Source organism: Comamonas sp. GCA5, from assembly GCF_036541385.1.
GTDB classification, from domain to species: domain Bacteria; phylum Pseudomonadota; class Gammaproteobacteria; order Burkholderiales; family Burkholderiaceae_C; genus Comamonas; species Comamonas aquatica.
On sequence record NZ_JAZHFR010000129.1, the window covers coordinates 1 to 6,511 of the forward strand.

The following is a 6,511-nucleotide window of genomic DNA, read 5'->3' on the forward strand; positions in this document are numbered from 1 at the left end:
GGCTGTGCTTGCGTCGGGATTTGATGGTCATAGATCTCTCCAGGTTCGGCCTGTTGTCAGGTCATTTTTACGGGGAAAGATCTCGCTTAGCTAGCTGTTCAAAAAACTGGAACCACTTCTCCAGTGGAGTTTTGCTCCTGAGTGCGCAGTTGCTGCCATTCATCTGAAATCGTTTTCCAATCTACCGTGCGTTCGAGCGTCTCACCAGAGCTGTCCTTGCCCGACCACACCGCCCAAAAATCAGGGTCATCCGATTTTGGTCGTTGATTCTCAGATAGCGCGTTCATCTGAACTAAGACAGGCAACTCCGATGCCCAGCCGAGCAGGATGGCATGTCGAGAAGGTAGCGAGGGTAAGTCACGTAGCAGGCCGCGCAGGTTGTCGGGAAGCAGTTTGTGAACCAGTGCCTGGTCGCGGTCGTTACTAATACGGTGCAATAGGTAGCTGTTGCATTGGGACAGCACGGTTGGCGACAACTCGCTTGGTCGCTGTGAGGACAGCACCAAGCCTAGGCCGAATTTACGCCCCTCTCTGGCAATCTTCTCAAATACTTGGCAGCAGATTGCAGCTGAACTCTGGTTTTCTGAGTCATCCTGGTAGCGCTTGATAAAGGTATGCGCTTCTTCCATCACTAGCACGGTGGGCAAGGTCTTGCCATGGTGTAGCTTGCGGTAGCGCTGGAGCGCCTCCAGTGTCATGCGGGCGATCACAGCCGTGATGACGTGCACTACCTCTGCGGGTACCAGCGAGAGGTCGATGACTGTAACTGAACCGTTGGATGCCTGGTTATCGCCGATGTAGTTGCGCAGCCAGTCTTCCAGCGTGAGGTCTTGGGCTACGCCCGAGACGATCTTCATACGGCTGTCGGAGAGCAGTGTGCGAATGCGCATTTGCATCGTCTCAACGTACTCTGAGACGCCGAGCAGCTCCGCAGTGGCTTCAACGCTGCGGAGAAACTGGTCACCAGTAAAGGGGCGCGGCACATCAGCGTCGATGGGCAGGACGTCGGTGTCGCTGCCTCCAAATGCAGCATGTGCATTTCTTGCTTTTTCCAGTAATCTATTGACCTCGCCAAGCGTGAAGTCGAGGTGACTGTTCCTTTCTTCGCGGGCTTTGCAAAGAGTAAGAATCTCAGACCTAAATGAGGTCAGCGCCTGTTTTTCAGTCACTGTAAAGCTGTCGTCTTCTTTCAGCTCTTCTTGCCATTTGCGAATCTTTTCCAGAAAGTTTTTGTTCTTTGGAAATTTGTCCCATGGACTGCCGCTATTCCGTTCAATTTGAGTGATGCTGACCAGCGTGCGAAGATAGCGGCGCATCTCATGGCTAGGCGTCACGGAGACGCCGAAGACGCCATCACGAACCGATCGCAGTGCCTGCACTAAGGTTGGACGCTGGGTTTTGGCACTGGCCTGGGTAAAGGCTCCCCATTCGGCACTGTTCCAGAACCACAGTGGAATCTGCAGCTGTTCAACACCCGCTCCGGGCTCGATGGCAAAAACCCTCACCTGGCTCATGTCGCGGAAGGTGTTGGCGTACTCGCCATTAGGATCGAGCACTATGAAACGTGCATTGGGGTCAGCCCCACCACGCGCCTTGCGAGCCTCGTCCATTGACCAACGTATCAAGCCTGCAACTGAGCAGGACTTTCCACTGCCGGTGTTTCCCAGCACTGCTAGATGTCGGCCGAAAAGGCGATCTGGGTCAATTCGGACCTCAGCATTCGCAGCCAATGGACTGGTGCCAATCAGCACATGGCGGTTATCGCCGGACTCCACGATAGCGCGAAGTTGGTTTTGCGTAGGCAACAATACAGCATCACCAACAGTCGGGTAGCTCTCGACACCGCGTCGGAAGCGATAGACGTAGTTACCATCCACGTCTTTGGTCTCGTAAGCCAGTACACCCAGCGGGTTGAGGCTCATCTTGCGCATAGGATAGGGCAAATCCACTAGGCCAGAGTCGTGCACTCCCTTGAGCTTGGGATATTGCGAGCGCTCGATGGTAATCCACTCAATCTGAGCGACCAAATGCCCATCGTCGCTGGGAATCAACACATAGCCGTTGATACGCGGGAAAGGACGTGGCATTCCGGTATTGAGCGCTACGCCATCGGGAGCATCGATGTCGAGCAATACCTTGATTTCATCGGGCGAGACAAAGTCGATAGTGCCGATGCGTAGCGAGTCGGCGTAGGCTAGTGGTGACAAGCTCATATCAGATCACTCCCGTCAGAAGCATCTGACTCAGGCATTGAGCGCTTGGCAGGCAATGGCTCTGTCCCCATGCGCTGTTTCAGTAGCTCGCTCATTCGGAAGGTGGTCTTGTCGATAGCAGACTTGGGCAGGTAGTGCTCAGTCAGAGTAGTCAGGTCTGCCAACGCAGGACCAATCAACAGGCTGATCTGAGATGGGCGACCCAATTCCTGATAGGTCTGCAAGATGCGGCCCAGTGGGTCGTCGAAAGAAATCACCACCAGATGCGTTGAAGGAATAGTGAGCATGTCGCGGATGACCCGGTTGATGTGCTCATCACCAAAGCTGTAGCCGTAGGTCACCAAAGTACTGTTCGGGCGGCAGACCGCAGCCGCAAGGTCGCGGAACAGCTCCACATATGGGTAGTCAGCGGTTTCCCTGTCCTTTGCGGCGTTGGGGTAGATCATTAGCTCGTGCGCTGACGCTCCACAAAGACCAGGTGCATGCAAATAAGGCTCAACGCTGGCGGCCCCAAACGGCAAACCGATACGGCGAATGTCTTTGCCCGTCTGCATCCAGTCCACAGAGCCGTGCAGCTTGGTGTAGCGCGCAACACCCTCCAGATAGCGAGGCTCACCACGGATACCGGGCGGGTTGTAGTGCATGTCCAGATCCAGCCGTGATGACCGGAAGATTGGCATCAGCTTGCCCAAGAATCGATCCAGCAGGTGTAAGCCAGCCAACTCAGCCCCTACTTCGATCAACCGGTCATAGTTGGTAGTAAAAATGTTTAGGCGGTCACGCACACCTGTTCGACAGGCGAAACTCATCAGGAAGGTGACAAGGGTGTTGAATGCCTGCTCACGCTTATCGTTTCCTGCAGTGGCAATGCCTGCCTCGCTCGCCAGGATTGACTGAGCGAAGGCATTCATGCCAGTTTGAAGCTCTTTGCGCAGGGACTCGGACTCGCTGTTCTTCTGAAGAATTTCTAGGCCACGCAGCAATTCGTTGGCAACTCGTAGTTGATCTTCCAGATTTCCCTTCTCGCGCCCAGCCGCTTCAGAAGCCTTTCCTGCAGCTTGATCGATTTCGGCCTGATGGTTACTCAGTGTCAAGGCCCCCATGCCAGCAGCACCTTTGCCCGTGGCCAAGTAATGCACTGCATGGGTCAACCCCGATCCGGCAAGCAGCGACAGATGCTCTGACTGGAACAGTGATGTCAGCCAAGGTTCAATTCGATTGCGAAGTTCCTTATGACCAAATTTTTCACCATTTAGCCAAGAAGTTTGCAATCCATTCAGAAGTTCAAATGACTCACCATCCGCCGTGAACGACAGTGGCTTAGGGTCGTCTCGAGTCTTGAGCGTATTTATCGACATTTTCTCTCCCTCAGAACGACCATCTTAGTTCAGCAGAAAAACTGCATTTTGCGATCAGTCGCTCAGGGTGGAGTTCAGGTGGCCCAGGCACCCCCTTCACAGGCTCAAGGCCCTTCTGACTGTTGGTGGGGCATGATCAGGGCGCAGGGTCTAGGCTGGGGCTTTTAAATCAATGAGATAGCAGCGGAATGCACGCAACCACCGTAGGTTCAGGCGCAAATGCCGGTACCATTCCAAGAGAATGAACTGCTCCCTCCATAAAATATGAATGCGGTCGAAATCGAGGCAGCCGTATCGGATCTCGCTGCCCAACCCTTTGACGCTGCTGAATTTCCCTACGCTTTCCTAGCTGCCTTTGGCAACAAGGAAACTACGCTCAAGCGTCTTCGCACAGGAAACAACAACACCTCAGATGTGCCTGGCGGTGTTCTTCTGCGCAACAACATTCACATTGCTGTGTGCGATGCTGGCACTGTGGGCAACATGCTCCACACTCTGCGAGACAGCCCTGCCACAAGCAAGGCAAAAGCCAAGTTCATCTTGGCGACTGACGGTCAGACGCTGGAAGCCGAAGAGCTGATCAGCGGCGAGACCATTGCCTGCGCTTTTGAGGACTTCCCGAACCACTTCGGGTTCCTACTGCCGCTAGCGGGTATTTCCACGATCAAGGAGATCAAGGACAACCCCATCGACGTTCGAGCCACAGGGCGGCTGAACAAGCTCTACGTCGAACTGCAGCGTGAGAACCCTGACTGGGCCAAGGAAGAACGGCGCAGCGACATGAATCACTTCATGGCTCGGCTGGTGTTCTGCTTCTTTGCCGAAGACACTGACATCTTCAATGGCAAGGGCCTGTTCACCCAGACGGTGGACCAGATGAGCGCGAACGACGGAAGCAACACCCATGAGGTGCTTTCTCAAATCTTTCGTGCCATGAACATCAAGGTGGCCGAGCGTGCCAACGCTGATCCGCGCCTACCCAATTGGGCCAACGGCTTTCCGTATGTCAACGGGGGCCTGTTTTCCGGCAGCACAGAAGTGCCACGATTCACACGCATGGCCCGTACGTACCTGATGCATGCGGGTGCATTGAGCTGGCGCGAGATCAACCCCGACATCTTCGGCAGCATGATCCAGGCAGTTGCTGATGATGATGAGCGCGGCGCTTTGGGTATGCACTACACCAGCGTGCCCAACATCTTGAAGGTGCTGAACCCGCTGTTCTTGTACGACCTGCAAGCTGCGTTGGCCGATGCTGGTGACAACGAACGCAAGCTGCTGAACCTGCGCAAGCGCATGGCCCGCATCCGGGTGTTTGACCCTGCCTGCGGATCGGGGAACTTCTTGGTCATCGCGTACAAGCAGATGCGCGAGATCGAGGCGGAGATTAATCGACGGAGGAATGAGCTTCATTTGCGGAGCGAGATACCGCTGACCAATTTTCGGGGAATCGAGCTACGCGACTTCCCTGCTGAGATCGCACGCTTGGCGCTCATCATTGCGGAGTTCCAGTGCGATGTGCTCTATCGGGGGCAAAAGGATGCGCTGGCTGAGTTCTTGCCGCTTGATGCGCAGAACTGGATCGTGCGTGGGAACGCGCTACGGTTGGACTGGTTGGCCATCTGCCCGCCCACAGGCACTGGTGTCAAGCTCGTGGCGAACGATCTCTTCGACACGCTGCTAGATCAAAAAGAAATCGATTTTGAGAACGAAGGTGGGGAAACGTATATCTGCGGCAACCCACCTTATAAAGGAAACGCCAAAAAAACTGCTGAGCAAAAGAGCGACATGTGCGATCTGCTCGACAAGAGAATTGACGGCTGGGGGTTGTTTGACTATGTTTGCGGCTGGTTTTTTAAGGCCCACGAGTACGCAAAGCATACGCAGGCCAAGTTCGCTTTCGTAGCCACCAACAGCGTCTCCCAAGGACAGCATGTCACTGGCTTCTGGAAGTCGCTTTTTGCAGACGGATTGAAGTTCAACTTTGCAGTCAGGTCTTTCAAATGGAGCAATCTTGCTGCGAACGACGCTGGTGTCACCGTTGTCTGTATTGGTGCTGGTATGCAAGCCACTACAGCAGACCTTTATGACGAGGACAAGCGACTCACAACGAAGAACATCAATGCGTACTTGATGCCCGCAGAGGACTATTGGATCACGCCGACGTCCACTCCGCTTTCTGACATACAGCCGATGCAAAAGGGCAACTATTACGGCATGTCGGAGCACTTGATCTTTGATGCAGAAGGGAAGGCAAGATACGTAAATGCCGGCTTGAATGCTGCGTTTGTACGAAAGTTCTACGGATCTTCGGAGGTCATCAAAGCCAAGCCGCGCTTTTGCTTCTGGTTCCCTGATACGCCGTCTGCTGAGGTCCTAGCCATTGCAGATATCAATGAAAAGCTTTTGCAGGGTGAATCAGCACGGAAAAAGTCGAAGGATGCCGTCTCCAATGGCATGGTTAGAAGACCTCACCAGTTTCGCGAGATGCGCAGTTGCGAAAGCTACTTCTTCGCGATTCCTGTCGTGTCGTCAGAGAACAGAAGCTATTTGCCTATCGATTTGCTGGACGCAGAATCCGTCATTTCAAATAAATGCTTTGCCCTTTACGACGCTCCGCTATGGAACCTAGCGCTGATCGCATCGCGATTGCATTGGGTCTGGATCGGCGCGGTGTGTGTCCGGCTCGAGATGCGGTTTTCCTACTCCAACACCCTCGGTTGGAACACCTTCCCAGTACCCCTGCTTACTGAGCAGAACAAGGCTGATCTCACCCGCTGCGCAGAGGACATTCTGCTGGCCCGTGAAGCTCACTTCCCAGCTGTCGGGTCCCGGATGATTACGCACGTTCTTGACGAATAAATCAGGAGCTTTCATCTTCCATTTTTTGAGTGCTTGGACTGGGGCTTCATGCCCCAGTGCCTTTTGTGGCAAGTGGTG

General features: G+C 54.2%; 2 protein-coding genes and 2 pseudogenes. 1 reads left to right on the forward strand and 3 read right to left on the reverse strand.

All coding sequences use genetic code 11. The annotated features are described in order from the left end of the window. Positions 1–98 precede the first annotated feature (98 nt). Complete coding sequence (locus tag SJH88_RS18110; RefSeq protein ID WP_274755275.1) at positions 99–2,213, reverse strand: ATP-binding protein; 2,115 nt, start codon at positions 2,211–2,213, stop codon at positions 99–101. Next, positions 2,210–3,571, reverse strand: coding sequence for an SIR2 family protein (locus SJH88_RS18115; RefSeq protein ID WP_274755276.1), 1,362 nt, complete (start codon positions 3,569–3,571; stop codon positions 2,210–2,212). The genes SJH88_RS18110 and SJH88_RS18115 overlap by 4 nt, the downstream gene beginning before the upstream one ends. Before the next feature lie 264 nt (positions 3,572–3,835). Between SJH88_RS18115 and SJH88_RS18120 the strand changes: the two are divergent. Continuing rightward, positions 3,836–6,394: pseudogene (locus SJH88_RS18120) on the forward strand (class I SAM-dependent DNA methyltransferase); the annotation flags it as partial. Here the strand turns inward: SJH88_RS18120 and SJH88_RS18125 are convergent. Beyond that, a pseudogene (locus tag SJH88_RS18125) lies at positions 6,395–6,511 on the reverse strand (IS481 family transposase); the annotation flags it as partial.